29 protein-coding genes are annotated in these 26,562 nt (G+C 33.9%); 22 read left to right on the plus strand and 7 right to left on the minus strand.

The window, feature by feature from the left end; all coding sequences use genetic code 11:
* The first annotated feature begins 4 nt into the window (after window positions 1-4).
* The 3 genes from GX308_09495 (at window position 5) to GX308_09505 (ending at window position 1,330) form a co-directional block, all read left to right on the plus strand.
* A complete protein-coding gene (locus GX308_09495) occupies window positions 5-508 on the plus strand; it encodes a dihydrofolate reductase (GenBank protein NLK22284.1) in 504 nt (167 codons plus the stop codon).
* Window positions 509-569: 61 nt separating this feature from the next.
* A complete protein-coding gene (locus tag GX308_09500; GenBank protein ID NLK22285.1) occupies window positions 570-731 on the plus strand; it encodes a hypothetical protein in 162 nt (53 codons plus the stop codon).
* Between the two features lie 20 nt (window positions 732-751).
* Window positions 752-1,330, plus strand: coding sequence for a rhomboid family intramembrane serine protease (locus GX308_09505; protein NLK22286.1), 579 nt, complete (start codon window positions 752-754; stop codon window positions 1,328-1,330).
* Window positions 1,331-1,341: 11 nt separating this feature from the next.
* Here GX308_09505 and GX308_09510 read toward each other — a convergent pair whose 3' ends face one another.
* Window positions 1,342-1,581, minus strand: a complete 240-nt coding sequence (locus GX308_09510) for a hypothetical protein (protein NLK22287.1) — start codon at window positions 1,579-1,581, stop codon at window positions 1,342-1,344.
* A gap of 283 nt (window positions 1,582-1,864) precedes the next feature.
* On the opposite strand from GX308_09510, the gene rpsA reads away from it, so the two are divergent.
* The 6 genes from rpsA (at window position 1,865) to GX308_09540 (ending at window position 8,598) form a co-directional block, all read left to right on the plus strand.
* Window positions 1,865-3,010: a 30S ribosomal protein S1 gene (rpsA, locus tag GX308_09515; GenBank protein NLK22288.1), complete on the plus strand. Its 1,146-nt coding sequence runs from the start codon at window positions 1,865-1,867 to the stop codon at window positions 3,008-3,010.
* Window positions 3,011-3,067: 57 nt separating this feature from the next.
* Window positions 3,068-3,319 (plus strand): YkuS family protein, encoded by a 252-nt coding sequence (locus GX308_09520; GenBank protein ID NLK22289.1) that lies wholly within the window; start codon window positions 3,068-3,070, stop codon window positions 3,317-3,319.
* 476 nt (window positions 3,320-3,795) lie between these two features.
* Entirely contained in the window at window positions 3,796-4,095 is a 300-nt protein-coding gene (locus GX308_09525) for a MarR family transcriptional regulator (GenBank protein ID NLK22290.1), read from the plus strand.
* 103 nt (window positions 4,096-4,198) lie between these two features.
* Window positions 4,199-5,959 carry an ABC transporter ATP-binding protein gene (locus tag GX308_09530; protein NLK22291.1) on the plus strand — a complete coding sequence of 587 codons (1,761 nt, stop codon included), beginning with the start codon at window positions 4,199-4,201 and terminating at the stop codon, window positions 5,957-5,959.
* Window positions 5,956-7,803, plus strand: coding sequence for an ABC transporter ATP-binding protein (locus GX308_09535; protein ID NLK22292.1), 1,848 nt, complete (start codon window positions 5,956-5,958; stop codon window positions 7,801-7,803). Before GX308_09530 ends, GX308_09535 begins: the two co-directional genes overlap by 4 nt.
* A 117-nt stretch (window positions 7,804-7,920) precedes the next feature.
* Window positions 7,921-8,598 (plus strand): hypothetical protein, encoded by a 678-nt coding sequence (locus GX308_09540; protein ID NLK22293.1) that lies wholly within the window; start codon window positions 7,921-7,923, stop codon window positions 8,596-8,598.
* Between the two features lie 51 nt (window positions 8,599-8,649).
* Here GX308_09540 and GX308_09545 read toward each other — a convergent pair whose 3' ends face one another.
* Both GX308_09545 and GX308_09550 read right to left on the minus strand, forming a co-directional pair.
* The gene (locus GX308_09545) at window positions 8,650-9,429 is read right to left on the minus strand and encodes an exonuclease domain-containing protein (GenBank protein NLK22294.1); all 780 of its coding nucleotides are present in this window, start codon (window positions 9,427-9,429) and stop codon (window positions 8,650-8,652) included.
* Between the two features lie 56 nt (window positions 9,430-9,485).
* Window positions 9,486-9,926: a hypothetical protein gene (locus GX308_09550; protein NLK22295.1), complete on the minus strand. Its 441-nt coding sequence runs from the start codon at window positions 9,924-9,926 to the stop codon at window positions 9,486-9,488.
* A 199-nt stretch (window positions 9,927-10,125) separates the two neighbouring features.
* Between GX308_09550 and GX308_09555 the strand changes: the two genes are divergently transcribed.
* Window positions 10,126-11,628, plus strand: coding sequence for a L,D-transpeptidase family protein (locus GX308_09555; GenBank protein NLK22296.1), 1,503 nt, complete (start codon window positions 10,126-10,128; stop codon window positions 11,626-11,628).
* Here the strand turns inward: GX308_09555 and GX308_09560 are convergent.
* Window positions 11,625-12,407, minus strand: coding sequence for a hypothetical protein (locus tag GX308_09560; GenBank protein NLK22297.1), 783 nt, complete (start codon window positions 12,405-12,407; stop codon window positions 11,625-11,627). The two genes, GX308_09555 and GX308_09560, sit on opposite strands and share 4 nt — an antisense overlap.
* A gap of 146 nt (window positions 12,408-12,553) precedes the next feature.
* Between GX308_09560 and GX308_09565 the strand changes: the two genes are divergently transcribed.
* From GX308_09565 to GX308_09585, 5 genes are all read left to right on the plus strand, one after another.
* Window positions 12,554-14,533 carry a DNA topoisomerase gene (locus tag GX308_09565; GenBank protein ID NLK22298.1) on the plus strand — a complete coding sequence of 660 codons (1,980 nt, stop codon included), beginning with the start codon at window positions 12,554-12,556 and terminating at the stop codon, window positions 14,531-14,533.
* Between the two features lie 64 nt (window positions 14,534-14,597).
* Entirely contained in the window at window positions 14,598-16,763 is a 2,166-nt protein-coding gene (locus GX308_09570) for a topoisomerase IV (GenBank protein ID NLK22299.1), read from the plus strand.
* A gap of 16 nt (window positions 16,764-16,779) precedes the next feature.
* The gene (hpt, locus tag GX308_09575) at window positions 16,780-17,316 is read left to right on the plus strand and encodes a hypoxanthine phosphoribosyltransferase (GenBank protein NLK22300.1); all 537 of its coding nucleotides are present in this window, start codon (window positions 16,780-16,782) and stop codon (window positions 17,314-17,316) included.
* 124 nt (window positions 17,317-17,440) lie between these two features.
* Window positions 17,441-17,701 carry a (2Fe-2S) ferredoxin domain-containing protein gene (locus GX308_09580; protein NLK22301.1) on the plus strand — a complete coding sequence of 87 codons (261 nt, stop codon included), beginning with the start codon at window positions 17,441-17,443 and terminating at the stop codon, window positions 17,699-17,701.
* Between the two features lie 87 nt (window positions 17,702-17,788).
* Complete coding sequence (locus GX308_09585; protein ID NLK22302.1) at window positions 17,789-18,310, plus strand: peptidylprolyl isomerase; 522 nt, start codon at window positions 17,789-17,791, stop codon at window positions 18,308-18,310.
* 372 nt (window positions 18,311-18,682) lie between these two features.
* Here GX308_09585 and GX308_09590 read toward each other — a convergent pair whose 3' ends face one another.
* Window positions 18,683-19,261, minus strand: coding sequence for a phosphatidic acid phosphatase (locus GX308_09590; protein ID NLK22303.1), 579 nt, complete (start codon window positions 19,259-19,261; stop codon window positions 18,683-18,685).
* A 138-nt stretch (window positions 19,262-19,399) separates the two neighbouring features.
* Here GX308_09590 and GX308_09595 point away from each other — a divergent pair, with 138 nt between their 5' ends.
* A complete protein-coding gene (locus tag GX308_09595) occupies window positions 19,400-19,780 on the plus strand; it encodes a helix-turn-helix transcriptional regulator (protein ID NLK22304.1) in 381 nt (126 codons plus the stop codon).
* A 9-nt stretch (window positions 19,781-19,789) separates the two neighbouring features.
* Here GX308_09595 and GX308_09600 read toward each other — a convergent pair whose 3' ends face one another.
* Complete coding sequence (locus GX308_09600) at window positions 19,790-20,506, minus strand: phospholipase (protein NLK22305.1); 717 nt, start codon at window positions 20,504-20,506, stop codon at window positions 19,790-19,792.
* Window positions 20,507-20,679: 173 nt separating this feature from the next.
* Here GX308_09600 and GX308_09605 point away from each other — a divergent pair, with 173 nt between their 5' ends.
* From GX308_09605 to GX308_09625, 5 genes are all read left to right on the plus strand, one after another.
* The gene (locus tag GX308_09605) at window positions 20,680-21,429 is read left to right on the plus strand and encodes an HAD family hydrolase (protein ID NLK22306.1); all 750 of its coding nucleotides are present in this window, start codon (window positions 20,680-20,682) and stop codon (window positions 21,427-21,429) included.
* A 149-nt stretch (window positions 21,430-21,578) separates the two neighbouring features.
* Window positions 21,579-21,779, plus strand: coding sequence for a cold-shock protein (locus tag GX308_09610; protein ID NLK22307.1), 201 nt, complete (start codon window positions 21,579-21,581; stop codon window positions 21,777-21,779).
* A gap of 152 nt (window positions 21,780-21,931) precedes the next feature.
* Window positions 21,932-23,419 (plus strand): threonine synthase, encoded by a 1,488-nt coding sequence (locus GX308_09615; protein ID NLK22308.1) that lies wholly within the window; start codon window positions 21,932-21,934, stop codon window positions 23,417-23,419.
* A 148-nt stretch (window positions 23,420-23,567) separates the two neighbouring features.
* Window positions 23,568-24,080, plus strand: a complete 513-nt coding sequence (locus tag GX308_09620; protein ID NLK22309.1) for a flavin reductase family protein — start codon at window positions 23,568-23,570, stop codon at window positions 24,078-24,080.
* Window positions 24,081-24,136: 56 nt separating this feature from the next.
* Window positions 24,137-24,634: an SEC-C domain-containing protein gene (locus GX308_09625; protein ID NLK22310.1), complete on the plus strand. Its 498-nt coding sequence runs from the start codon at window positions 24,137-24,139 to the stop codon at window positions 24,632-24,634.
* 32 nt (window positions 24,635-24,666) lie between these two features.
* Here the strand turns inward: GX308_09625 and fba are convergent, their stop codons facing one another.
* Window positions 24,667-25,611: a class II fructose-1,6-bisphosphate aldolase gene (fba, locus tag GX308_09630; GenBank protein ID NLK22311.1), complete on the minus strand. Its 945-nt coding sequence runs from the start codon at window positions 25,609-25,611 to the stop codon at window positions 24,667-24,669.
* A 292-nt stretch (window positions 25,612-25,903) separates the two neighbouring features.
* On the opposite strand from fba, the gene GX308_09635 reads away from it, so the two are divergent.
* Entirely contained in the window at window positions 25,904-26,557 is a 654-nt protein-coding gene (locus GX308_09635) for a DUF47 family protein (protein ID NLK22312.1), read from the plus strand.
* The last annotated feature ends 5 nt before the right edge of the window (window positions 26,558-26,562 follow it).

The following is a 26,562-nucleotide window of genomic DNA, read 5'->3' on the forward strand; positions in this document are numbered from 1 at the left end:
AAATATGAATATTATTGTTTCGGTGGATAAAAACTGGGGTATTGGATGTAGGGGAAATTTGCTTAAAAGAGTCCCGGAGGATATGAAACAGTTTAGAGAAAAAACCTTAGGAAAAGTCGTTATTATGGGAAGAAGGACTTTTGAATCCCTACCTAATTCAAAACCCCTAAAAGATAGGACAAATATAATAATCACAAAAAATAAAGATTATAAAGTAGAAGGTGCTAATGTTTGCAATTCTTTAGAAGAATTCTTAGAAATGTCTAAAGGTTATAAACAAGAAGATGTTTTCATTATAGGGGGAGAAAGTATTTATAGGGCACTTCTTAAATACTGCAGCAAGGCTTATGTTACAAAGTTTCATAAAGGATACACCCCTGATACTTTTTTTCCTAATTTAGATAAAGAAAAAACATGGAAAAAGATTAGTGAAAGTGCAAAGAGGGAGTATGAAGATTTGGAATTTATATATACGGTTTATGAAAATACTTTCACAGTTCAATTATAATTTTATTTTCGTGGTATAACTTCTATTTAGCTTACAAATACTTAAATAGAGGTGATATACTATGGCTTTTACACGGCAAGAGATGGAATTGATTCAAATGGAAGACGGAGTTTTAGGACAAGAAAAGATAGAAAGAGAACCAAGGAAGCTAGATGAAACAGCAAAGAAATATATAGAAAAAGAAAAGAAATATTCGCCTTTCTTAAATGAAGATAAAAAATAAAGGTTATGTGGGGGGATTTTATGTTTAAAAAGATTCATTATAATGCGCCGATTATCTTAACATTTACTGTTTTATCTTTTGCCGCCTTATTATTGGGACAATGGACTAAAATGTTTACTACCTCTCTTTTGTTTTCTGTTTATAGAAGTTCGCCAAAAAGTTTCTTTTTTTATATAAGATTATTTGGACATATATTAGGCCATGCCAATTGGGAACATTTTATTAACAACTTTTTACTAATATTGCTAATAGGCCCTATACTAGAAGAAAAGTATGGCTCGCGCAATATACTTTTTATGATTTTGTTTACTGCTTTTATCACGGGTATTATTAATATTATGTTTTTTAATTCAGCCTTATTAGGGGCTAGTGGCATTGTCTTTATGCTTATTTTATTAAGTTCGTTTGCAAATATTCAAGAAGGAACAATTCCCCTAACTCTGATTCTTGTAGTTATTATATTTATGGGAAAAGAAATAATGAATGGACTATTTGCCAAGGATCAGATTTCACAATTGACCCATATAATAGGGGGTCTTTGCGGAGGAATATTTGGATATAAAATCAATACCCCCAAAAAAGAAAGCAGCAGCCTTTAAGATAATGGCTGCTACCAAAGACTTTCTATATTTAAACTTTCAAGTTCTTCTTCTGCTTCAGACAAATCAAAATATATGCTTTCTGTATTAAAAATATGATTTCCATTTTCATCTACCAATCGATACCCCTTAGTTACTTTAAAATTAGGATCTTCCCTTTCTACTTCAGTAGCACTTTCTTCGGAACTAAAAACTGATCCGTAATATCCAGTCTGATCCTTAGCTGTCCAGCATTCTTGAATGGTAATCATCTTTGATATCCTTTCTCTCTATTTTAGTTACAGTTATAGTATTTGTGCTTTTGTCGTTTGTTATAATAACTTTTAAATATATTTTTTGGAAAAAGAAATTGCTACTTTAAAACTAAATAAAAGAAAGTCTATCATTCTTGCATAGTTATGATTAAATAAAAGAATTAATACCTTTATGATTTATGAAAATTAGTGTATTATAATAGTATCAATCATAGAAACAAGGAGATGTTTTGCAATGGAAAATAATCATGTGGAAGAAATAACTATGGAAGAAATAACTATGGAAGATGCGATGAAGGATATTGATAAATCCATGAAAAGACTTCGTACAGGGGATATCATTAAAGGAAAAGTAATGAGATTAAGCGAGGACGAAGTCCTAGTTAACATAGGCTATATGTCAGATGGAATTATTACAAAAGAAGAATTAAGTGACGATGGGATCGATACTAAGGACATCCTAAAACCCGGGGATGAAATTGATTTGTATATTCTTCAAATGGACGATGGAGAAGGAAATGTATTACTATCCAAAAAAATGGCAGACCAAATCGTGGTTTGGGATGAATTAGAAGAGTATTATGCTTTAGGTAAGGCCTTTGACGTATCCATAAAAGAAGTGGTAAAGGGCGGTGTAACAGCAAGCATTAAGGGTGTTAGAGCTTTTATTCCAGCCTCTCAGCTTTCTCTTAATTATGTTGAAGACTTAAATAAATATGTTGGGCAAACCTTAAAAGTAAAACTAATAGAATTCGATAGGGAAAGCAAAAAGGTTATATTATCAAGAAAGGAAATAGAGCAAAGGGAAAGGGATAAGAAAAAGAAAGAACTGTGGAATACCCTTAAAAAAGGTGAAAAACGCAAGGGTGTGGTAACTAGATTAGCTAAATTTGGTGCATTTGTAGACTTGGGTGGAGCCGACGGATTAATACATTTATCAGATTTATCCTGGAAAAGAGTATTAGATCCCGGGGAAGTGGTATCTGTAGGGGATAAAGTAGAGGTTTATGTAATAGATTTTGATGAAAAAAGAAACAGGATATCCCTAGGACTAAAAGATATACAAGAGGACCCCTGGAACGATTTAATTAGAAAATACAAACTAAATGATACAGTAGAAGGTAAGGTAGTTAGAATTACTAATTTTGGGGCTTTTATCGAAATAGAACCCGGATTGGAAGGTTTGGTTCATATTTCTCAGGTTACAGATAGGCATATTGCAAATGTTTCTGAGGTGTTATCCGTAGGTGATAAAATAAAAGTAAAGATTATTGAATTAAAGCCGGAAGAAAGGAAATTAAGCTTAAGTGCTAGGGAAGCTATAGAAGGCCATAATGAGGACTACTCAAAATACAATGATACCGATAATGGCGAAGTTACCATAGGAGATGTTTTGAAGGATAAATTAAAAGGATTAAAGTTCTAAATGGATGAATAGACTATCATGCCTTATGAAATAATAAGCATAAAAGGAGGTATGACTATGAAAAATATAGGAATACAAAAAGGTCTTTCACCAATTAAGGACTATTTAAAGGACAAGGGATATAATGTTCAAGAATTCGAAAGCAGTCTAGAAAATTCAATGGATAGTTTATCTAATGTTGATGCTATTGTTATAACGGGTATGACTGAAGATGTGACCGGTAATGAAACAACATCTACCAAAGTACCTATTATCGATGCTAGGGGCATGAGCCCGGAAGAAATTGAAAAATCTCTAAATAGAATATAGCAAAAAAGAGGCAACCTTAGATGGTTAGTCTTAGGGATTTTATATCCTAGAAAAATATCGGCATAGTTTGGTAGTATTACCGGCTATGTCGATTTTTCTTGTTCTGTGGTGGACATAGAAACCGCTGGCTCTACCTCCCGTCCTTACTATGCCCAGTCTGGGTATAGTAAAGAGGTCTTTTTGTTTGAGATGGCTTATTCGAGATTCTCCCTGATAAAAGCGATATTCTCCTCGGATAGCACTGTGATTATTTTTAAGTGGCTAAAATCCTCTTGACACTTTTACCTAACAGTATTACAATACTAATTGTGTTAGCACTTCCGAAAGAAGGTGAAGAAGTGGACTACGAAGAATTGGCAAGACAGTTTCTGCATAACTCATATCAATACCGAAGCCGCGGTCATCAGAAGAGATTTGATGATAATATGCATGGTGAAACTTTTGCAATGTTATATATTTATAGGCAAGGTGGAACAGTGTTACCAAGCGATATTAGTAACGAGATGAATATCAGTTCCGCCCGTGTTGCTGCCATGCTTAATAATCTTGAAAACAAAGGATTAATTACTCGGGAGATTGATAAAAGCGATCGAAGGAGAATTTTGGTAGAACTCACTCAAGATGGAATAGAGTTTACAAAAGATCGTAATAAAACGGTAGTCAATTACACAGTAAGAATCCTCAAATTATTAGGTGAACATGATGCCAAAGAACTCGTAAGGATTGTCGGAAGGCTTTCCGAATTAGGTCCTGAGATTGTAAATAATAAACAATAATGCAGTCGTAAATAGCGGCTGCAAAAAAATTACATGTAGCTAACACTATTACAATATTATGGTGTTAGTAAATCTCTTCCGAATGAAAGGTAGGAAACAGTGTATGGTTAAGATTTTTAAATATCTAAAAGCAAAGGAATGGCGCCAAGTTATTATAAGCCTTATCTTTATAGTGGCACAGGTTTGGCTTGATTTAAAATTGCCTGATTACATGTCTACAATTACCCGGTTAGTTCAAACGCCGGGGAGTGCAATGAGTGAAATTTGGAAGCAAGGCGGATTTATGCTTCTTTGTGCCTTTGGAAGCGTTGCGTCGGCCATTATAGTAGGTTTTTTTGCTGCACGCATTGCGGCTTCATTTTCACAAAGACTTCGTAGTATGCTATTTTCCAAGGTGGATTCATTCTCAACAAATGAAATTAATCAGTTTTCCACGGCCAGTCTAATTACTCGTTCCACCAACGATATCACGCAAATACAGTTGATTATTACAATGGGGCTTCAGATGATAATAAAAGCACCTATTATGGCAGTATGGGCACTTTCAAAAATTGCAGGAAAGGGTGTTGAATGGTCAATTGCAACGGGTATATCGGTATTACTATTGGTTGTAGCTACTACCTTAATAATGATTTTTGTTATGCCTAAATTCCGTAAAATGCAGACTTTGACTGACAACCTGAATAAAATAACTCGGGAAAATCTAACCGGACTTAGGGTTGTACGTGCTTATAATGCTGAGAGCTATCAGGAAGAAAAGTTTGAAAAGGCTAATAAAGAGTTAACACAAACTCATCTTTTTACCAGCCGTGGCATGGCAATCGTAATGCCTATGATGAACATGGTAATGAGTGGAATTACCTTAGCTATATATTGGATTGGTGCGAACCTAATTAACAATGCTGTTGCTATGGATAAGCTGGCCATATTTTCAAATATGGTCGTGTTCTCAGCCTATGCAATGCAAGTCATCATGTCGTTTATGATGTTTGCGATGATGTTTATATTGCTGCCAAGAGCATCCGTATCTGCTAAACGTATTAATGAAGTGCTGGACACCGTGCCATCTATTATTGATGGGACAGAACACAGTGGTAAACCGGGGATTGTTGGGGAGGTTGAGTTCAAAAATGTAAGCTTCAAATATCCTGGAGCCGCTGACTATGTTTTGAAGGATATTAGTTTTACAGTAAAGCAAGGAGAAACCATTGCTTTTATTGGTTCGACTGGTAGTGGCAAAAGTACGCTTATCAACCTCGTGCCACGCTTCTATGATACAACTGAAGGCGAAGTATTGGTTGACGGTGTGAATGTGAAGGATTATGTGGGTGAGTCTTTATATAATAAAATCGGCTATGTTCCGCAAAAGTCAGTTTTGTTTAAGGGGACAGTAAATTCTAATGTAAATTACGGAGAAAACGGAAAAGATGCTGCAACTGAAGACGAAATAAAAAAAGCTGTTTCTGTTGCACAAGGCACAGATTTCGTTGAATCTATGAACATGCAGTATGAAGCGGATATCTCTCAAGGCGGACTTAATCTATCTGGCGGTCAAAAACAGAGAATCGCCATAGCCCGTGCTGTGTGCCGCAAACCAGAAATCTATATCTTTGACGATAGTTTTTCGGCACTGGATTATAGAACAGACCGCATACTGCGTAGTGCTCTTAAAGAAGAGACAGCAGGTGTTACAAGTATGATTGTTGCACAGCGAATTGGAACAATCATGGATGCTGACCAAATCATTGTTCTTAACGATGGTGTGATGGTTGGCAAAGGCACGCATAAGGAATTGCTGTCATCGTGCAAAGTATATAAAGAGATTGCGCTATCACAGCTTAGCGAGGAGGAACTTGTGTCATGAGTGAAAATACAATGAAAAGACCATCACCTATGGGTGGAGGTCGCAGAATGGGCGGCCCAGTTGAAAAGCCAAAAAACTTCAAAGCGACTTGGGCTAAGTTAATTGAATACTCTAAATCCTATGTACTGGTAATTATTATTGCACTAATATTAGCTGCCATAGGCACTGTGCTAATGATTATAGGCCCGGAAAAGCTTAAGGATATGACAAATGAAATTGCAAAAGGTCTTCCTGCTCTAATTAATGGGAAACCCATACTTGGAAGTATTGACATGGATGCCATCACTAATCTCGCTTGGATGCTGGTTATCTTTTATGCTGGTTCTGCTTTGTTGGGTTTTGCTCAAAGCTTTATTATGGCGACTGTTACACAGAGAATATCTAAAACCATGCGTACTGATATCTCCCAGAAAATAAATCGACTGCCTCTTCGGTATTTTGATAAAACCAGTTATGGAGATGTGCTAAGCCGCGTTACGAACGATGTCGATGCAATAGGACAAACTATGAATCAAAGTATCGGAACGCTTGTTACAGCGATAACTACATTCGTTGGTGCTTTGATTATGATGTTCTACAACAGCTGGATTCTTGCACTAACTTCTGTTGGGGCAAGCTTGATTGGATTTGTTCTCATGATACTGATAATGAAGAAATCACAAGGGTATTTTGTGTCCCAGCAAAAAAACCTCGGAAATATTAATGGTCATATCGAGGAAATTTACTCCGGACATAACGTGGTAAAGGCATATAACGGCGGACGAGAATCAAAGCAAACCTTTGAAAAAATAAATGAAAAGCTATATAGCAGTGCATGGAAGTCGCAATTTTTGTCAGGAATGATGATGCCTTTAATGCAGTTTGTCGGTAACTTCGGATATGTTGCTGTTTGCGTGCTTGGTGCTGCCCTTGCTATGAATGGCACTATATCTTTCGGCGTGATTGTTGCTTTTATGCTGTATGTCCGCTTATTTACACAACCTCTCTCTCAAATGGCACAAGCTGCAAACAATCTGCAAAGAGCCGCGGCTGCTGGAGAAAGAGTATTTGAATTTCTTGATGAAGAAGAACTTGAGAATGAGAGTCAAAAGATCAAGGCTTTACGAGATATAAAAGGAGATGTTGAATTTAAGAATATTAAATTTGGATATATCCCTGAAAAGACAATTATCCACGATTTCTCCGCAAAGATAAGACCGGGGCAAAAGGTAGCTATTGTGGGTCCGACGGGTGCGGGTAAAACAACGATAGTGAATCTGCTAATGCGGTTCTATGAATTGGATGATGGTGAAATCTTGCTTGATGGGACGCCTATCAGTCAAGTGACAAGGGAAAATGTCCATGATCAGTTTTGTATGGTTTTGCAGTACTCATGGCTTTTCGAAGGTACAATTAAGGAAAACATCATTTTCAGCAAACAAGGTGTAACAGATAAACAGGTTGTTGATGCCTGTAAGACCGCTGGATTGCATCACTTTATCCAAACCCTACCGAATGCTTATGAAACCATTTTAAACGATAAAGTCAGCCTGTCCGAAGGACAAAAACAACTTATTACTATTGCTCGCGCTATGATTCAAGATGCGCCATTACTAATTCTTGATGAAGCGACAAGCTCTGTAGATACACGAACCGAGCGTATCGTACAGGCAGCAATGGACAAGTTGACAGTCGGCAGGACTTCATTTGTTATAGCACATAGGCTTTCTACAATTAAGAATGCTGATGTGATTCTAGTAATGAAGGATGGTGACATTATCGAAAGTGGCAGTCATAACGTATTACTTGAAAAGAACGGTTTCTATGCGGAGCTGTATAATAGTCAGTTTGAAACAGTTGCATAGTAAGAATCCGTAGAAACATTTAAGGGGGTGATTGAGAATCTTGATTAAAGTATAAGTGCTGTAAATACCAGTCCCAGCGGTCTTGAAGAAAAATCTTATTAAAAAAGGAGAATTATCATGCAAGGAATTATTGAGCTATTATTTGACATTGCGTATCTTTCCACTGTAATCATTATGGGAATTATAATGATAAAAAACAGTAACGACAACAAGCAATATAAGCTATTTGGAATTATGGCAGTAACCTTAGGAGTAGGCGATGCTTTTCATCTTGTACCCAGAGCATTAGCGCTTAATACAACGGGGCTTGAAAACTTCACCAGTGCGTTAGGAACCGGCAAGTTTATCACCTCAATAACAATGACTGTATTTTATATAATACTGTATTATGTTTGGCGTTTACGCTATAAAGTTGAGGGGAAAAACGCATTAACTTTTTCAATTTATGCATTAGCGGCTATAAGAATTGTACTTAGCTTCATGCCTCAAAATGCATGGACCAGCGCTACACCTCCATTAGACTGGGGTATTTACCGTAACATTCCTTTTGCCGCGATGGGGATTCTAATCATTGTATTGTTTTATCAAAGTGCTAAAGAAGCAAACGATGTTGCATTTAAAGACATGTGGTTGACCATTGTTCTTAGTTTTGCATTTTATATCCCAGTAGTTTTATGGGGCGATAAACATATGCTTATTGGAATGCTTATGATACCTAAAACATTAGCCTATGTTTGGACGGTTTATATTGGGTTCAGTGAAATGAGAGGATTAAATAAACAGAAAATATCCTAGTTGTTCATGACAGCAAGAGCCCTAAATGCAATTAAGAATGGGAGGGTTTCTTCATGCCTGTTTATTTTTAGTCTCAATCATAAATTGATTTGTTTGCCCCATTTTATAGGCTAATTTTATCATTTCTTTTTCTTCTACAGTTAAATTTCTATTGAACATTTTTTCAAATTGTAAAAACAGATTTCTCTTATCCAGCTTCATTTTTGGCACTTGTCCAGTTCTTCTTCTAGGGGCTGAAAGAGTTGAAAAATCATATATTTGGGGCTTTATACAATGGGTATGAAGTTTTTTGAAGACCTCTGCAGTATATAGGGAATCATGAAGGGCATTATGAAATTGTGCATCAAGAGGAATGCCGAGAAGTTCTACGGCATTTCTAAGTCCAATACTGCTGCCATTGGGATTATTCAGAAATCTTGCAGCTACAGATTGAACATCCACATATTTCTTTGGAAGTAGTTTTTTATGAAGTTTATGGTACATGGCATTCCTGTATAGTTCCTTTAAATCTACAGTACCCCATACGCAAAATACATCGTTATTACTATCAATAAAATCTAAAAACTTCTTATATACCTCGTCAAAGGGCAAGGATTCCTTTAAATCTTTCATTGAAATTTTTGTAATATCTTTTACAAAGGGATGAAGTCTTTTATAGATTTCTGGTTTAACAAGGAAATGGAATGTATCTATGGTTTCTAAATTTTCATTAAGTTTGACAGCTCCGATTTCTATTATTTCGAAAGGACATTTAATATTATTAACAGGTTTGCCTGTTTTTTTGAAATCAAAGCCTTGATTGAATTCTAAATCGAATATAATAAAATCCATAATTGTGGCTCCTTTAAGACATAGATAAAAATTGCCCGGTTTAATCGGGCAATTTTTTATAAAGTTTGTGCATATACTTGTTCTACCTTTTCCGTAAAAAAGGTAAAAATCTCATCGGAGAATTGTGAACCGGAAGTTGAATCATAGATGGAAATAAGGCCATTTTGGGACAAAGAATATAAATTAGAAATATTTGTATTAGGATTATAAATGAAAAAGAGATCCCCAACTAATTTTTGAGTTGAATCTGCTTCTTCTTCCATTTTAAAATAAGGACGGATATCTTCAGGAAATTCATCAATGTCCTGATACTGTTGTTTAGGGATATCGGAAAACACCGAATCACTTTGAACTATTGCTTTAATCATTTCATCAATAGGAGCAGCTTTCTTATTTGAAACCCTTCCTGAAATCTGATTAAATGTTGCAAAAGCAAATAAAATTACAAATAAACCTACAAAAAGCCAAATAAACCCTTTACCATTGTTTTCTTGCATAATTAATACCTCCGTGCTGTATGTAGTTTGTAGAAAATTTAACCTATGAACTAGTATAGCAGTTTTAGGATCTAAATACAACGATTCAATTACAATTGTTTTTTTGGAATATAGTGGATATAGCTATTGAAATATATTCCATTAATTGGTATTATATTAATGATTTTACAAAAAATAATACCATAATGGGGGACTGAAAATGAAGAAGAAAACATATCTTGACTTAATTACTAAGATGATATTTATTCTAGGGGTTACCACTATTATATTAGGACTAGGTCCTAATATAATATCTGCCGAAGAAAATAAGCCTAGGGAGATGATAGATTTTGGTGTAGAGCTAGGCATATTGCAAAAGGGCACGGCTAAAGCATTGATTAATGGATATTGGGTACCTTCATTTACACATGAAGGTTATACCATGATAGCATTGGCGGACTTAAACAATTATGGATTTGACATTAAATTTGATAATGAATTAAAAAAGATATCCGTAAATAAAAGTGAAATTAAAGAAGTTACGGGGTTCGATGAGGAACAGATAGAAAATAAGGAAAGAAGCCTTATAGGTAAGCCTATGGTTCATACAAATCTATCCATATATATAGGTAATAGAAAAATTCCTTGTTATGCCGTGGAGGGCTCAACTTTTATATATTTTAATGATTTGTCATTGTTTGGATATTTAGAGTGGAACAGTGGGACTAAAGAAGCCTCTTTATTACTAAATGATAATATTTATAAAAATGATTTACAGGTTGAATTAGCAGGAAACAAGATTATAAATAATAATAATAGTAATATAGATTTAAGTTTAGTTCATATTTGGCATAATGAAAAAAGCAAGGAAAACACTATAGTCCAAGATAGTGTTTATGAAATATCGGAAAATGCAATTGTGGAATTCAATGTGGATAAATTTGAACTCCATCAAAAAAACATATATTTAGGTACTGTAGTCAAGGGCAGCAATTTATTGGAAAATCCATTTTATGAACAGGATTTGGATTATTATCAATCAAAAAAGATAATTGGATATGCCCTTAAGCTTTATAAAACGCCGGAAGAAAAGTTATTATCCCTTGTTAAACCCTCAATAATAATAGGGACCATGAAAAAGGCAGCAGGGGGATTTCAAAATGGGGAGAAAGTAGAAATACTATATGCACAGAGCGGCTATTGGTATGAGTGTAAAAGTCTTACTACAGAGAAAAAAGGAAGGATTCCTTGGGGTTCTGTTGATATACCTAGGGACCCCCCTACTAATAAAAATCAAATGACCAAAGAAGAAGTAGAATCCTATGCTAATCTAAAGGGATTTACCAGTAATACTAATTATTTTGTATGGACCGACTTGGATAGACAAATGACACATGTATTAAAGAAGGAAAATGGTAAGTGGAAGCTCCTTCGCAGTATGTTATCTTCCACGGGTAAAAACATAACCCCGACCCCAAGAGGTTCTTTCACAATCAAGGATAGGGGGGCTTATTTTGGAAAAGGGTATATGTGCAAGAATTGGGTTCGAATATGGGGAGATTATTTGTATCATTCTATACTTATGGATGTAACTGGGAGCTATATATTAGAAACCAATGTCCTAGGAAAGAGAGCTTCTCAGGGGTGCATAAGGCTTTCCCTAGAAAATAGCAAATGGTTCTATAATACAGTACCTACAAATACAGCTGTATGGATAAATTAAGCAAGGTTTTTGATTTTTCTTGAAATCCTTACTTTGGAATAGATTTCTTTGTAACTTGTGGAATCTAGTTCTTCAATATAATTTTTTGTGTAGTTTTTAGAGCTGACTCCCTTAGAAATCACATAATCTACGGCTTTATTATAAGCTATGGCGGCATATATAGGGGATGGATATACACCTATGGTCCATGTGCCATTTATATTTATACGGGCAACAAAAACCATTTTATTTCGCCTGAACTCTTTGCATACCCCATAATAGGGGTTTATGATTTCAATATTATAATGTCTAAAATCATAATAATCACCGTTTTTAAAACGATAGTCCCTATCCTTAACAGCAAAATTTCTAATACCGTAACGATTAAGTATATTTTGCTGAATGCCATAATCATTAACATAAAGATAACCGTTTTTCCTATGAATTTTATGGGAGGCATAATAAAACAGGTCATCCGTATCAAATTTAAGTTCGGTCCTAGAATCTAAATAATAAGAAAAATAGTATTTATGGAGATAAATTGGATTGCCTATATAATATTTATTATCCCTAAAATTATGGATGATTACCCATTTTTCAAAAGAAAGGATATTATCCTCGGAAAAATCCTTAAGGGTTTTTTTATTTTCAAATAAAACCTGGCGTGCCTCTTTGTAGGCTTTGTTTGCCAATTGCGGGATTTTGAAACTTCCCAGGCTGATATGTTTATTATTATAAGTAATGGATGAGCGGTAATAGGCTTCTCCATTTTTTTTATATGCCTTAAGTATCCCTTTCACGCTATCCCCCCCGAAAATAATGAATAAATACAATATAACATAAAAAAATCTTTGTGTCAGAAGTAGTGGAGCTTTTATATAAAACTTGACACGAACGTCTGTTTTTATTAATCTTAATAGAGAAACTAGCATAAAGGGGTTATATTATGTCTATAGAAAAAAAGGAAAATGCATACAACAATGAGAGTATATCACTTTTAAAGGGGGCCGATAGAGTTAGATTAAGGCCAAGTGTAATATTTGGTTCAGATGGGCTTAGCGGTTGTCAACATGCCGTATTTGAAATATTAGCCAATTCTATCGATGAAGCGAGGGAAGGATTTGGAGACAAAATAGAAATAACTCTCTTTGAGGATTCCTCTATTATGATTAAGGATGATGGAAGGGGAATACCCTTAGATTATAACGAGAAAGAGAAAAGATATAATTGGGAGCTAGTATTTTGCGAGTTATACGCCGGGGGAAAGTACGATAATAATAGCGGAGAAACTTACGAATACAGCCTAGGATTAAATGGCCTTGGGAGTTGTGCGGCCCAGTACAGTTCGGAATATATGGAGGTTACTGTATACAGGGATGGATTCAAATACGATTTGTATTTTGAAAAGGGCAGTAATATCGGAGGCATGAAAAAAGATAAATACGATGGAAAGCAAACAGGAACGATTATCAAATGGAAACCTGATATTGAGGTTTTTACGGATATCCGTATCCCCATATCTTATTTTCAGGAAACCCTAAAAAAACAAGCAGTTGTTAATGCAGGCCTTGTATTTATCCTAAAAGATGAGGCATCGGGGGAAACTTATGAATACTGCTATAAAAACGGGATTCTCGACTATATCCATGAGATAGATAACAAAAAAGGTTTTTCATCTATCCAGTTTTTTGAACATGAAACAAGTGGAAAAGATAGAGAAGACAAACCAGAATATAAAGTCAAAATGCAAATAGGCTTTTGTTTTAATAACGAAATCAATGTCCTAGAATACTTTCATAACTCCAGTTTCCTAGAATATGGCGGTGCTCCCGATAAAGCAGTAAAAAGTGCATTTGTCTATGCAATCGATCAATATTTAAAATCAGAAAATAAATATAATAAAAATGAAAAAAAGATTACTTTCATGGATATAGAAGACAGCTTGATTTTAATTAGTAATTCTTTTTCTACCATAACAAGTTACGAAAACCAAACCAAGAAGGCGATTACAAATAGCTTTATACAAGAGGCTATGACGGCCTTCCTAAAAAAACAATTAGAAATATATTTTATCGAGAACAAAGAAGAAGCAGATAAAATATCCGAACAGATACTAATTAATAAAAGAAGTAGAGAAAAAGCGGAAAAGACTCGAATTGATATTAAAAAGAAATTAGGAGGCAAGATTGATGTTATCAATCGGGTCAAAAAATTCGTAGACTGTAGGACAAAGGATAAGTCAAAAAGGGAATTATATATAGTTGAAGGTGATTCTGCCCTAGGTTCTTGTAAGCTAGGAAGAAACGCAGAATTTCAAGCAATAATGCCTGTTAGAGGGAAAATCTTAAATTGTTTAAAAGCTGATGAACATAGAATATTCAAAAGTGAAGTGATAACAGACCTTCTGAAAGTTTTAGGCTGTGGGGTAGAGCTTCATAATAAATACAGTAAAGACCTTAATACTTTTAAACTGGACAAGCTCCAATGGGATAAGGTTATTATTTGCACCGATGCCGATGTGGATGGATACCAAATCCGTACATTGATTTTGACTATGCTCTATAAGCTTGTTCCTACCTTGATTAAAGAGGGAAAGGTATATATAGCAGAAACCCCACTTTTTGAAATCAATACAAATAGAAAAACCTATTTTGCCTATGATGAAGGAGAAAAGAAAAAGATACTTTCTCAAATTAGAAGCACATATACAATCCAGCGTTCTAAAGGCCTTGGAGAAAATGATCCCGATATGATGTGGGAGACAACTATGAACCCAGAAACAAGAAGACTAATAAGGATACTCCCTGACGATGTAACATTAACCCAAGAAACCTTTGAAGTCCTCTTAGGGGATAATCTAAATGGAAGAAAAAACTACATTTCCCAATACGGTTATCTTTATATAGAAGATTTAGACGTAATATAAGAAGTAGTGATAAAATTTAAAGTAGGGGCGGTTTCCATGCTGCCCCGTACAAAGGAGCAAAACCATGGAAAAAGAACTGACCATCACTCAAAAAATTACCGATACCTTGAAACAAAATTATATGCCTTATGCTATGAGCGTAATAATATCCCGAGCTATTCCGGAGATAGACGGATTTAAACCTGCCCATAGAAAATTGCTATATACCATGTATAAGATGGGTCTCCTTAAAGGAAATCGAACAAAATCGGCAAATATAGTAGGTCAAACAATGCGTCTTAATCCTCATGGGGATCAAGCAATATACGAGACTATGGTACGACTTACCACAGGCGCAGAATCTCTTTTAGTTCCATTTATAGATTCGAAAGGGAACTTTGGTAAACAATACTCAAAAGATATGGCCTATGCTGCCTCAAGATATACAGAGGCAAAACTTATGCCAATTTGCATGGAAATTTTTTCTGATATTGATAAAGATACTGTGGATTTTGTGGATAACTATGACGGAACAATGAAAGAACCTATGCTTTTACCTACGACATTTCCTAATATACTGGTTAATCCTAATCAAGGGATAGCCGTGGGAATGGCAAATAATATCTGTCCTTTTAATTTAAGAGAAATATGCAAGGCTACCATAGCCTACCTAAAAGATGAAAATATCGACTTATCAAAGTATATCAAATCCCCTGACTTCCCTACGGGAGGGAAAATCATTTATAATGATGGGGAAATGAATGAAGTCTTAGAAACCGGCAGGGGTAGCTTTAAGATTCGGGCAATATATGGTTATGACAAGAAAAATAATTCCATCGAAATTACCCAAATTCCTTATACTACAACAGTAGAAGCTATCATCGATAGATTGGTAGCATTGATTAAAACAGGAAAAATAAAAGAAATAAATGATATCAGGGACGAAACAGATTTGGGAGGATTAAAATTAACCCTGGATTTAAAAAGAAATATAGATCCTGATGAGCTAATGGCTAAACTTTACACATTAACTCCTTTAGAAGATAATTTTAATTGTAACTTTAATATACTTATCGATGGGCAACCACGGGTAATGGGTGTAAGGGAGATACTATACGAATGGACTAGATTTAGAATAAAATGTATTAGAAGGAAAGCAAAATTTGATATAAACAAAAAAACAGAAAAAATGCATCTGCTTTTGGGACTTCAAAAAATATTATTAAATATTGATAAAGCTGTTAAAATAATAAGAGATACCCAAAAAGAAAAAGATGTTATACCTAACTTAATGACGGGATTTAGCATTGATAAAACACAGGCTGAATTTATTGCAGAAATAAAACTTAGAAATCTTAATAAAGAATATATCTTAAATCGTACCAAGGAAATAGATATCTTAAAAGAGGAGTTAGAGAGTCTTTCAGAACTTATAGAAAACGAGAAAAAAATTAAGACTGTTATTGAAGAGGAACTTAAGGGAGTATCAAAAAAATTTGGTCAACCTAGAATAAGCAAAATCATATCAGAAGAAAAAGTGGTAACAATTTCAAAAGAAGACTTAATAGAGGATTATGCTGTTAATGTGTTTTTAACAAAGCATCAATATATTAAAAAGATTTCTCCGGCATCTCTTAGGGGCAACTCCAATCACGATTTGAAAGATGGGGATAAAATCCTACAAGAAATAGAGATTAATAATAAGGGGGATATATTGCTGTTTTCTAATAAGCAAAATGTATACAAAATAAAAGCCTATGAATTAGAAGATACCAAAGCAAGTAGTTTAGGGGATTATATTCCGAATGTAATTGATTTAGACGAAGATGAAGAAATTATCTTTATTACCCACGGGGGTACCTATGAAGGGAATTTATTAATTGCCTTCGAGAACGGCAGAGTTGTAAAAATACCCTTAAGACTATACGAAACAAAGCAAAACAGAAGAAAACTTCTTAATGGATTTTATGGCCGTTCAAAATGTATACGAATCCTTCATATTGTTGATGATATAGATATCCTTTTATTAAGAAATGATAATAGGGGCGCCTTTATTAATACTAGCTTGATTAGCGTAGGAAGGCAGAGGTCTACTGCCGGTACCCAGGGAGTTAAAATGACCAAAAAAACAATACTAAAATCATTTTTTACAGTGGATGAATTTCCCAACGAGGACATAGAAGATTTCAGGAGAAACACTCTCCCTGCTGCCGTTAAATCTATTTACAAACAAACAAAACTAAATATATAAGAAAGGCTCTGGTGTAATGAAAAACGACATTAAAAAAATACTATTTACCGAGGAAGAATTAGCAAAAAGGGTACAGGAACTTGGAGAAATTATTTCTAAAGATTATGAGGGAGAGGAGATTACCGTCATAGGAATCCTCAAAGGCTCTAACATATTTATGGGGGATTTAATCCGTAAAATAGACATCCCTGTATACATTGATTTTATGGTGGTATCAAGCTATGGACAGTCTACAGAAAGCAGTGGAGTAGTTAGGGTATTAAAAGACTTAGAACAGGATATAGAGGGGAAAAACATACTAATAGTGGAGGATGTTATAGATACAGGGCTAACCCTAAACTATCTAAAGGAAAACCTACTAAGGAGAAACCCTAAATCCTTAAGGATTTGTTCATTATTAGATAAACCTGCAAGACGCAAGGTAGATTTATTTATAGATTATATAGGATTTGAAATACCAGATGAATTTATTGTAGGTTACGGGATTGACTATGCAGAGAAATATAGAAGCCTCCCCTATGTAGCAGTGCTGAAAAATGAAATATACGAATAATAAAAATTCAATCTAAGGCGATGCTATGCACATATTCTTCAAAAATCCTTCAAAAAATTTTGACAAAAAAACAATCATAATTTATACTACTATTGTCAGATAAAGAGGAAAGAGGAGAAGGTATATGATAACTGTTGAGGTATGTATTGGAGTTGATTGCCACTTTAAAGGAGCTTACAAGGTTGTTAGTGCTTTGGAAAAATTAGTAAAGCAAAATAATTTTACAGATAAAGTTATAATTAAAGGTGGATTTTGCTTGGGTAATTGTACAAAAGCAGTGTCAGTTACGATTAATAAGGAAGAAGTATATTCTGTTCAACCGGAAAATGTGGACAAATTCTTCAAGGAACATATTCAGAGCAGGATAGAACTATGTAGTCTGTAGTATTCGTTAGAAAGTTTTGAAACTATGAATAAATACATATTAACAGTGTAATACATAAGAAGAATACGATAAAGAAGGAGAATGTCTATGGAAAAAAATCCGATTGTTACGCTTACTATGGAAAATGAAGATAAAGTAAAATTAGAATTATACCCTGATAAAGCGCCTAATACAGTTAATAATTTTATTTCTTTAATAAATAAGGGTTTTTACGATGGTATTATTTTTCATAGGATTATAAAAGGATTCATGATTCAAGGGGGAGACCCAGAGGGTTCAGGAATGGGAGGACCCGGCTATAGTATCAAAGGTGAATTTAAGATAAATGGAGTCGAAAATAACCTTAAACATAAAAAAGGAGTCATATCTATGGCCAGGGCTCAAAACCCCGATTCGGCAGGCTCACAATTTTTTATTATGCATGAAGATTCCCCACATTTAGATGGACAATATGCATCTTTTGGAAAAGTAATAGAAGGCCTAGAAATAGTTGATAAGATTGCCGATGTTAAGACAGACTATTCAGACCGCCCCTTGGAGGAACAAAAAATTAAAACAATGACCGTAGATACTTTCGGTAAAAAATATCCCGAACCACAGATAATATAAAAAACCCCGCATAAGCGGGGTTTTTTATATTTAAAGCATAAGCTTTGGATGGAAGATAATAATAAAATTAAAGTAGGTTAGAAAGCGGGAAATAAAATAATTGGAGATTTGTAGACCTTTACAAAATCCGCCGGTGAGGTTGTACCTGATATATTATTAACTAATTTTATAATAGTAATAGTCTGATTGGAATGAAGGTCATGTTTCATCGTTAAGGGAAAGGGAAATTTATTGTTAAATTAGCTGACAGGATGATAGAAGTTATATTTCGGGTATGGAACACACCCTATAGTGTACCCTTGAGATGTTTTTTATCCGAGAAACCGGGAATATTAATGGGAATTTGATAAATTACAACATATAGTACAAGACTTACAAAAAACCATACATCATATCAAGGATGGAATGCTGCTTAATCATAACGGTGGATATAATAATGAGTACAGAAATGATAAAAGATGCAGCCTGGAAACTTTTAATCTTATTTAAGGTTTGATTTTTCTTAAGAGCAATATAAACCGCCATGGTATCGATAACATGCATACTTGGAGCGGAATTAGTCGGATTATCTGTAGAGTAAATAAGGGCAATAAGCCTAGAAAAAACATCTGTATCTGTAATAACAGGTCTTAGCTTTTGTCCGTTTGGGAAGATTATAAATATTACAAAGGAAAGAGTCATCCCTGTAAACATAAAAAGAGCAAGACGATAAAAATCTTCTTTGCAGTTAAAACCTAAATACACCAAAGAAGCAGTAATAAAAACATACCAAAAAAGGTAAGGCACTACCATTATGGGTACAAAAGGAATATGGCTATCAATAGGGTGGTACATATAGTATTTAGGTATTGTTGTTTTATTAAGATGCTGATAACCTAACAAGATAACAAAATAGTAAAGAAGAATAAAAAAATGTTTGTTTTTATATAGAAATTCTTTTATTGGCTTCATAAGATCCCCTTTTCTTTTAAATAATATTGTCCTTGCATAGTATAGGCTATTTATGGAATAAAATCAATATCAGTGTAAAAAAACGTTAAAAACTTTCAAAGTGGGAATAATTATAAAAAACCTTTGGGAGTTGATGTATTGAGTACCTATGATAACGCAAAGGCAATGAGAGAACTAAGAAAAAGGAGAAAGCAAAAAGGGTTATGCACCAGATGCGGTAAACCTGTAAAGCATGGCAATGTCCAGTGTAATCTCTGCAGAGAATATTCCAAGACCTATGCCCTTCTTCATCCAAAAGAAAAGGTTATAATTCGCAGCTTGAAATCTTGGGATATAAAAAACACCAAACTATACAATATCCTAATGGATAAAAAGATCTCCATTCCACAATTGGCAGAGATGGTAGGGGTATCCTCAAGAAGTGTAGATAGATGGGTGTTTGAAGGTTCAATCCCTAAAATAGAAAATAGGGAAAAGGTGAATGCTCACCTTGGCATAGAAATATTCGAAGTAGAATAAACCAATCATTTAGGATTTAGCTCGTTTTGAAGAGCTGATTCTTTTATAAAACATTACCATACATCCGGCAGTAGTTCTTTCTGCTAAGGGTAGTATACATCTGGTGATACGATAAAATCTTTGTTCATCTTCTTCGATTATCTTAAATCTTTTATAAAGTTTCATAGCTGTTCTTGCATTTAATTTAATATATTCCTCAAGGGAATCTAATATATAAGCCCCTCTTTCCACTTTGAAATTCTTTATATATCTATATGTTCTCTTTACAAAAGTTTCGTATTGCCTATGGTTATCCAGCAGCCTTACATTGGCATGTTGGGGTATAACCATATCTTGAAGAATATGAAGGGCTGCCCCTAGATAAAACATGGATTTTTCCCTTTCCGCAACTTTCCATAAATTTATTGCTTTGGTATAATATTTATCGGATAAAACCTTGGCATTGACCCTGCCATAAAGCCCTTTATCCGTGTATGGATTATAAAAATGGGCACTGCTTTTAAAATCCTGATCGGCCCAGACGGCTCCTTCGTTAATCGAATCAATATATTTTTCAAAAAAACTGTATTCTTTAGTATAGCCATCATTCATTAATATCTGAAGAGCCGAGAAATTAATAAATTTATGAACTTTACACTGGGTCCTAATAACGGATTTTTTAAGAGGGTTAAGCATGGCAAAAGACAACCTTAAAGTCTTATTATAGCTGTTTTCTATAAAACCCATTATAACCTCCATTCTGCCCCGAGGGCATAAAAATAAAGAATGTTATTTGTATTAGTCTTAGCAGAAATAAATAATTTATTGATTTATTACAAAAGATTTTGAGCTTTTTTGAATATATGTTATTATTGATAAATGACATAGCATTATTATATTGATAAAGTTGGAGGAAGCATATGAATTTAAGTACAATTTTATTTGATTTGGACGGAACATTATTGCCTCTTGACATGGAAAAGTTTATGAGTATTTATTTCGGAGAAATGGGAAAATTTTTTGCTGATTTAATAAATCCTAAAGAATTAGTTTCTAGCATTTGGAAGGCAACTGGGGATATGGTTAAAAATACGGATTTTAGGACCAATGAAGAAGTTTTTATGGAATCCTTTGAGAAATATATAGGAAAAGATATAACACAGTTTAAAGAAAGATTTGATTATTTTTATGATGAGGGGTTTTTGGCAGCTAGGGATGCCGTAATTGAAGTTCCCATAATAAAAGATATAGTAAATCTTTTAAAAGAAAAGGGATACCAAATGGTAATAGCAACCAATGCCTTATTTCCTAAAAAGGCAATTCTTCATAGAATAAGATGGGCAGGATTTAATCCAGAGGATTTCATACATATTACTTCCTATGAAAAAAGCCATTATTGCAAACCTCAAATTAAGTTTTATGAAGAAATACTTCAAGATATAAAAAAGGATTCAGCGGAATGTATAATGGTAGGAAACGATGTGGAAGAAGATTTAGTTGCAGGGAAACTAGGAATGGAGACCTTTTTAATAGAGGATTTTGTTATTCGCAAGGGTGAAGACAAAATTGAAAGCACATATAAGGGCACATACGAAGATTTTTATAAATTTGTTGAAAGTCTTCCTGATATCCAAAACTTTCATAAAAAACATGGCTGTTCCCATAAGTAAATTCAAGCAATATGGTAAAAATAAAGATATAAGTATTGACATTGGGTAAAAATAAAATATTTTTCATAACCACGTTGACATTAACCCAAATATGTGATACTTTTAAATAGGCAATATGCCAAATAAATAATTGTTTTGGAGGATTTTAAATGAAAAAAGGTACAGTTAAATGGTTTAACGCAGAGAAAGGATTTGGCTTTATTTCTGTAGAAGGTGAAGATGATGTATTCGTACACTTCTCTGCTATCCAAGGAGATGGATTCAAAACTTTGGAAGAAGGTCAAGCAGTAGAATTCGACGTTGTTGAAGGTGCTAGAGGACCTCAAGCAGCGAATGTATCTAAATTATAATAATAAACTATTATATATTTAAGTATGTCGCTACACTAATGCCACCCAGTTGGGTGGCATTTTTATGTAGCTAAAAATTAATTATATTATTTCAATTTTTATGATATAATCTATAAATAAATATCTTTTTTATAACTTGAGGAGGAAATCCAATGAGTCAAATAAAATACAAAAGTACCAGGGGAGGACAAGAAAACATACTAGCTTCCCAAGCCATAGTTCAAGGAATAGCCAATGATGGTGGATTATTTGTACCAGAAAAACTACCTAAATTAGAGTATAGCCTAGAACAATTAAAGGATATGAACTATCAGGAACTAGCTTATCATATAATGAAACACTTTCTAAGTGATTTTAAGGAAAACGAATTAAAAGAATGTATTGATAAGGCCTATGATAAGAAATTTGATACTGATGAGATAGCACCTTTAATAAAAAAAGGGGGGGCTTATTTTTTGGAATTATTCCATGGGCCTACTTTAGCATTTAAAGATATGGCACTTTCTATATTGCCCCATCTTCTAAAAACCGCAGCTAAAAAACTTAATATAGAAAAGGAAATAGTAATTCTAACTGCTACCTCCGGAGATACGGGAAAAGCAGCTCTAGAAGGTTTTGCTGATGTAGAGGGAACAAAAATTATAGTGTTTTTTCCTCAGGATGGGGTAAGTGAAATCCAAAAACGTCAAATGACTACACAGACCGGTGAAAATACATATGTAATAGGCATAAAGGGAAATTTTGATGACGCCCAAAACGGAGTTAAACAAATATTTGCAGATACCGAGTTTAACAAAAAACTAAATGAAAATGGATATATGTTATCATCTGCTAACTCTATCAATATAGGACGCTTGGTGCCTCAAGTGGTATATTACTTTTATGCGTACTTCCAAATGGTGCAAAAGGAAGAAATATCTTTAAATGATGCTATAAATGTGGTAGTTCCTACAGGAAACTTTGGAAATATATTAGCAGCTTTCTATGCTAAAGAAATGGGACTTCCCATTAAAAAATTAATATGTGCATCCAATGATAATAAAGTGCTATATGATTTCTTTGACACGGGTAAATATGATAAGGAAAGGGAGTTTATACTGACAGTATCCCCTTCTATGGATATTTTAATTTCTAGTAATTTAGAAAGACTCATATATCAAATTGCCGATGAGAATCCTAATACAACAAAAGAGTTAATGGAAGATCTAAGAATCAAGGGTAATTATCAAATAACAGCCACTATGAAAGATAAATTAAAAGACTTTTATGGAAGTTTTGCTACTCAAGAAGAAACCCTAAAATCTATAAAGGAATTATTTGAAAACTCAGGGTATTTGATGGATACCCATACTGCAGTAGCTTATTATGTGTATAAGACCTATACAAAAAAGACAAAGGATAATACAAAGGCTATTATAGTATCCACCGCAAGTCCATACAAATTTACAAATAGCGTTATGAATGCCATAGACGATAAATATGACAAATACTCGGATTTTGAACTAATGGAAAAAATGAAGGAACTAACTAAAAATGATATCCCCTTAGGGATAAAAGATATCGACAAACGACCAATCCTCCATACTACTGTATGTGGGAAAGATGAAATGAAAAAGATGGTAGATGAGATATTAAGATAATCTAAGATTTATGGTCCTATTGCTTAATTATAGCAATAGGACCATAAACTTTTGCACATAAAAAATGAATATGCTATATTATAGTACGGTAGGAGCCTTATATTAAGATGATTAATTAATAAATATAAATAAATTAGGAGGATTAATTATGTTCAAAGATGTAGGGTATAATGAATATGCTAAGCAGTTGCTAGAGCAGCTTCCTAAAGGCGCTTTTTTGACTACAAAAACCGATAAAGATACCAATACTATGACCATTGGCTGGGGAAATATAGGTTTTATGTGGAAGAAGCCAATTTTTACTGTTATGGTTCGTTATTCTAGATATACCTATGATATAATCGAAAAAAACAGTGAATTCACCATTAGTATTCCTCTAAAAGGACAGCTAAAAAAGGAGCTGGGCTTTTGTGGAACAAAATCAGGAAGGGATATTGATAAATTTAAAGAATGTAATCTAAAAATTTCAAAGGGTAAGGTTATAGATACACCTATAATCGATGGTTGTAATCTATATTATGAGTGTAGAATAGTCCATAAACAGACGATAGAACCCGGGCTATTAGATTCCTTAATCAATAAAAAATCTTATTCCAATCATGATTATCATGTGATATACTATGGAGAGATTCTAGCAAGTTATATTGATGAACTAAAATAAACCAGCTCATAGTTAGAAATCTATACTAGATAAGATAAAGAAAAGGAGTAATATTCATGAATTTGTATCAGCAATGGGAAAAGTCCATAGACTCACAACCTACTAAGGAAGCACAAACAAAGTATATTCAAGATTATCTTGAAAAAGAGAAAAATGTCTACGAAAAGATTTTAGGAGAACACACTCAGGAAGTTAGTGGTGTATTCAAGGATTTGGCAAAAGAATACAAAATGACTAATGTTGAGTTTGCAGGTTTTATAGATGGTATTAATACCAGTATATCTCCAGAAATTAATTTAGAAGAACTCACTGAAGATACTAGCATTCACCTAAATATCGATTATGAAAAACTTTACTGGAATATGCTAGATGCAGGAGCAGAGTGGCTATATACGATTTCAGCATGGGATAATATTTTAACAAAAGAAAAAAGAGATGAAATTAAAAAAGAATACAATCAATCAAAAATAGTTATAAAGCCTAAAAAAGTAGGAAGAAATGAACCTTGCCCCTGTGGCAGTGGCCTAAAATATAAGAAATGCTGTGGAAAATAAAATATAAAAAATACCCGCTTAGCGGGTATTTTTTATAGGGCATTATTAGAACCTAATACATCTTTGATTTTTAGTTCTACCAGTTTTTCAATTTGATCCCTTGCAGCACCAAGATATTTTCTTGGGTCAAATTCAGCTGGGTTTTCACCAAATACTTCGCGAACAGCTGCTGTCATAGCAAGTCTTATATCTGTATCCATATTGATTTTACATACGGACATGGAAGCTGCTTTTCTTAACATTTCATTTGGAACACCCGCAGCCCCTTGGATTTTTCCGCCATATTTATTGCAGGTTGCAACAGAAGCAGCATCAACAGAAGAAGCACCATGAAGTACAATTGGGAAGTTGTGGATTCCTGCAGCTTCTAATTTAGCTGTAATAGTTTCTAGACGGTCAAAATCTAATTTTGCCTCGCCTTTAAATTTATAAGCTCCGTGGCTTGTACCAATAGCTATTGCTAAAGAATCAACCCCTGTTCTTTGTACAAAGTCAACAGCTTGGTCTGGATCGGTATATGTAGCATCTTCAGCAGATACACTTACATCATCTTCAACCCCTGCTAATTTTCCTAATTCAGCTTCAACTACTACCCCTCTTGCATGGGCATATTCTACAACTTCTTTAGTTTTTGCCACGTTGGTTTCATAATCATAATGGGAACCGTCAAACATAACGGAAGTAAATCCTGCATCGATTACTTCTTTAACAGTCTCAAGATCAGGACCATGGTCCAGATGAAGAGCAATGTCAATCCCTGTTTCTTCGATTGCAGCATCAACCATTCCCTTTAAGTATCCAGGGCCTGCATATTTTAGGGCACTTTTAGATACTTGAAGAATTACAGGAGACTTAAGACTTCCTGCAGCACGGGTAATTGCTTGGACAATTTCCATGTTGTTGATGTTAAAAGCACCGATAGCATATTTTCCTTCGAATGCCTTATTAAACATTTCTTTTGTTGTTACTAATGCCATTTTTACTCCACCTTTCAAAAGATTAATAATACATAGACCAATTACTCCTTAACTATTATAATGGTTAGCAGTGGATATTACAACAACTTTAGGGTTAGTTTTAGTTAAAAAAACAACAATCAACTAAAAGCTTATAAGGATGTCTTCATAATTTACCATATATAATAGATTAAATCATATTATAGCACAATATACAAAAATTTACAATTGACTAAATAATAATAAAGTGATTAACAAAACATATTTTTGTGTTATATTAAATGTAGCAATTATTCACAGAAGGGGTGCTATTATGGGATTATTTAAAAGAGAGCGGAGAATACTAGATCTTATGAACCAGCATATGGCAGCTGTTCTAGAGTGCAATGAGTTATTTATCCATGCCTTAGATGAACTAAACTGCAAAGGATTAAACCCTGAAATCGAAAAAATGGCTAAAGAGGTAGATAGAGCAGAAGCTAAAGCAGACAGTATTCGTCATGAAATTATTCAATCCCTCCTAAAGGGGGCATTGCTTCCTGAATCAAGACGGGAGATTTTAAAACTCATTGAATTAATAGACGATATTGCAAACAAATGTGAGGAAACAATTAAGCAGATTTTCCTCCAACAAATCGAATTTTTCGATGAACTTAAACCTGCTATAGGGGAAATAAATAGTAAAACGAAGATTCAGTTAAAATATCTTAAGGAATTAATCAACGATATTTTTAACAATTTCCATCAATTGGAAACAAATCATAAAAAACTTGTTAAAATTGCAAAATTAGAGTCGGAGATTGATGAAATAGAATACAATGCAATACGTACACTTTTTAGAATGGATATAGAGTTAGCAAAGAAGAATCAAATTAAAACTATAATTTCTGATATAGCAGATATATCGGATGTAGGAGAAGATATATCCGATATGCTAGAAATGATTATGGTATTAAGAAAGGTATGATAATC

It is taken from the genome of Candidatus Epulonipiscium sp., assembly GCA_012519205.1.
Lineage (GTDB): Bacteria > Bacillota > Clostridia > Lachnospirales > Defluviitaleaceae > JAAYQR01.

Bases quoted from the DNA above. Each gene is read 5' to 3' on its own strand.
- GX308_09590 (NLK22303.1), bottom strand. From the start codon at position 19,261: ATGAAGCCAATAAAAGAATTTCTATATAAAAACAAACATTTTTTTATT.
- rpsA (NLK22288.1), top strand. From the start codon at position 1,865: ATGGAAGATGCGATGAAGGATATTGATAAATCCATGAAAAGACTTCGT.
- GX308_09565 (NLK22298.1), top strand. From the start codon at position 12,554: ATGTCTATAGAAAAAAAGGAAAATGCATACAACAATGAGAGTATATCA.
- GX308_09505 (NLK22286.1), top strand. From the start codon at position 752: ATGTTTAAAAAGATTCATTATAATGCGCCGATTATCTTAACATTTACT.
- GX308_09585 (NLK22302.1), top strand. From the start codon at position 17,789: ATGGAAAAAAATCCGATTGTTACGCTTACTATGGAAAATGAAGATAAA.
- GX308_09495 (NLK22284.1), top strand. From the start codon at position 5: ATGAATATTATTGTTTCGGTGGATAAAAACTGGGGTATTGGATGTAGG.
- GX308_09605 (NLK22306.1), top strand. From the start codon at position 20,680: ATGAATTTAAGTACAATTTTATTTGATTTGGACGGAACATTATTGCCT.
- GX308_09550 (NLK22295.1), bottom strand. From the start codon at position 9,926: ATGCAAGAAAACAATGGTAAAGGGTTTATTTGGCTTTTTGTAGGTTTA.
- GX308_09540 (NLK22293.1), top strand. From the start codon at position 7,921: ATGCAAGGAATTATTGAGCTATTATTTGACATTGCGTATCTTTCCACT.
- GX308_09610 (NLK22307.1), top strand. From the start codon at position 21,579: ATGAAAAAAGGTACAGTTAAATGGTTTAACGCAGAGAAAGGATTTGGC.
- GX308_09510 (NLK22287.1), bottom strand. From the start codon at position 1,581: ATGATTACCATTCAAGAATGCTGGACAGCTAAGGATCAGACTGGATAT.
- GX308_09635 (NLK22312.1), top strand. From the start codon at position 25,904: ATGGGATTATTTAAAAGAGAGCGGAGAATACTAGATCTTATGAACCAG.
- GX308_09500 (NLK22285.1), top strand. From the start codon at position 570: ATGGCTTTTACACGGCAAGAGATGGAATTGATTCAAATGGAAGACGGA.
- GX308_09570 (NLK22299.1), top strand. From the start codon at position 14,598: ATGGAAAAAGAACTGACCATCACTCAAAAAATTACCGATACCTTGAAA.
- GX308_09615 (NLK22308.1), top strand. From the start codon at position 21,932: ATGAGTCAAATAAAATACAAAAGTACCAGGGGAGGACAAGAAAACATA.
- GX308_09545 (NLK22294.1), bottom strand. From the start codon at position 9,429: ATGGATTTTATTATATTCGATTTAGAATTCAATCAAGGCTTTGATTTC.
- hpt (NLK22300.1), top strand. From the start codon at position 16,780: ATGAAAAACGACATTAAAAAAATACTATTTACCGAGGAAGAATTAGCA.
- fba (NLK22311.1), bottom strand. From the start codon at position 25,611: ATGGCATTAGTAACAACAAAAGAAATGTTTAATAAGGCATTCGAAGGA.
- GX308_09625 (NLK22310.1), top strand. From the start codon at position 24,137: ATGAATTTGTATCAGCAATGGGAAAAGTCCATAGACTCACAACCTACT.
- GX308_09555 (NLK22296.1), top strand. From the start codon at position 10,126: ATGAAGAAGAAAACATATCTTGACTTAATTACTAAGATGATATTTATT.
- GX308_09580 (NLK22301.1), top strand. From the start codon at position 17,441: ATGATAACTGTTGAGGTATGTATTGGAGTTGATTGCCACTTTAAAGGA.
- GX308_09520 (NLK22289.1), top strand. From the start codon at position 3,068: ATGAAAAATATAGGAATACAAAAAGGTCTTTCACCAATTAAGGACTAT.
- GX308_09620 (NLK22309.1), top strand. From the start codon at position 23,568: ATGTTCAAAGATGTAGGGTATAATGAATATGCTAAGCAGTTGCTAGAG.
- GX308_09600 (NLK22305.1), bottom strand. From the start codon at position 20,506: ATGGGTTTTATAGAAAACAGCTATAATAAGACTTTAAGGTTGTCTTTT.
- GX308_09535 (NLK22292.1), top strand. From the start codon at position 5,956: ATGAGTGAAAATACAATGAAAAGACCATCACCTATGGGTGGAGGTCGC.
- GX308_09530 (NLK22291.1), top strand. From the start codon at position 4,199: ATGGTTAAGATTTTTAAATATCTAAAAGCAAAGGAATGGCGCCAAGTT.